The organism is Spirulina sp. 06S082, from assembly GCF_034932145.1.
Lineage (GTDB): Bacteria > Cyanobacteriota > Cyanobacteriia > Cyanobacteriales > Spirulinaceae > CCY15215.
In genome coordinates this window covers 1-1,832 of sequence record NZ_JAYGHV010000259.1, presented here as the reverse complement: position 1 = coordinate 1,832, position 1,832 = coordinate 1, and the positions used below count along the sequence as shown (strand labels likewise).

At 45.7% G+C, this 1,832-nt stretch carries 1 protein-coding gene and 1 pseudogene; both read right to left on the bottom strand.

What is annotated here, in order from left to right:
• Positions 1–443, bottom strand: a pseudogene (locus tag VB714_RS15415) (hypothetical protein); the annotation flags it as partial.
• Positions 444–587: 144 nt separating this feature from the next.
• A partial coding sequence (gene glmM / locus VB714_RS15410; RefSeq protein WP_323225520.1) for a phosphoglucosamine mutase occupies positions 588–1,832 on the bottom strand: 1,245 nt, incomplete at its 5' end.

Sequence of the window (1,832 nt, the reverse complement as noted above, 5' to 3'; positions counted from 1 at the left end):
TAAAAGATTTTTTTATTGACAATTATAGGTTGCTTCTTCTTTTTGCACTCCATTACCAAAGCAATGCAGGCAGGAATAAAAAAGCCATCTTTAGCTAGGTTAAAAATGGCATTTCCACCCACTAATTGATAGATAATCGTGCCACTAAAGGGCATATAAATAAGAAATAGCCAGATTGCAGTACGAGGATATTGATAGGAAAAATACATAACGGGAATGCCTGCACCCAGAGCCAAACCGATTTTGGGGTTAATTAAGAATAAAGGAAGACTAATAAAAACGAAACAGACAACGACAACGGCAAGAACATTGATTAATTTTTTCTTTTCTTGGGCAGCTTTGCGTTTCAATGCTGCTATTTCTTTGGGGCTGAGATTGGCAAGTTCTGCTTGCTTTTTTGCTTTTTTGGAGAGTTTCTTTTTTGCTTTTTTTGATTTTGCCATAATGCTTATCAATTATCAATTATTAATTAAGTCATTACACCCTTTTTCAATCCTACACGATCGCCTATTTGTATTTCGCATTAATAATAAACGCTACGACTAACATCAAAATGTTAGCCGTAGCGCTTTGTCTCGCGATCGCGGTTAAGCGAGGGAATATTGCCTAACGGTACGCGATAATTCGTCTGTCCAATGATGTACGGATTGTTCGCACGCTGCTTCAACCATAACTCGAATTAGGGGTTCGGTGCCAGAGGCTCGGATCAATACTCGTCCTTCGTCACCTAATGCGTTTTCTGCTTGGGCGATCGCCTTTTGCAGTTTATCGCAATTTTGCCAGTTAGCGCGGCGATCGCGGTCTTCAACGCGGATATTGCTTAACCGTTGGGGATAGGTTTGGAAACTCTCTTCTATCAATTCAGCCAGAGAATTGCCGGACTGTTGTACTAGGGCGGTTAAATGCAGGGCGGTTTGCAGTCCGTCTCCAGAATAGCTGTGATGGTGACAAAGGATATGGCCGGATTGTTCTCCTCCCAGCATAGCTCCCGTTGCTAACATTTCCGCCTGCACGTAGCGATCGCCAACTTTAGTGCGTCGGAATTGTCCCCCTTGTTTTTGCCAGGCCCGTTCAAAACCTAAGTTAGCCATAACCGTAGCAATAATGAGATTATCGGGGAGAAGTTCCTGTTGTTGGAGTTGTTGTCCCCATAAATAGAGGATATAATCTCCATCGACGACTCGCCCTCGGGAATCTACTGCCATGACGCGATCGGCATCTCCGTCAAAAGCGAAACCTAAGTCTGCTTGGAATTCTCTCACGGTTTCTTGCAGTAATTGCAAGTGAGTCGAGCCACAGTTCACGTTAATGCGATCGCCATCGGGGGTATCGTGCAGGCAAATCACCTCGGCACCCAAAGCGCGAAACACTTGCGGGGCAAGACTGACAGAGGCTCCCCAGGCTAAATCGAGGACGATCCGCAATCCTTGGAAATCAATGCCAGAGGGCAGCGATCGCGTTAAAAATTCGCGATATCCTGTCACTAATTCGGGACGATAGCAAGATTTTCCCCAAGTTTGGGAAGTCTGGGCAAAATTCGCTTTCCCTCTCAAGGCTGTTTCCAGTTGTTGGGTCAAATCTTGACTAAGTTTGGTGCCATTACTGCCAAAAAATTTAATGCCGTTATCTTCGGGGGGGTTATGACTGGCAGAAATCATCACCCCACCGATCGCGTCGGTTTGACCCACGCAGAAGGAAATACAAGGGGTCGGACATAAGCCCAAATGCCAGACTTCGACTCCGGCGGACGTTAAACCCGCCGTGATTGCTGTTGCTAACATATCGCTAGAGTTGCGGGAATCTTGCCCGATCGCGATCGGTCCCGGTGTTAT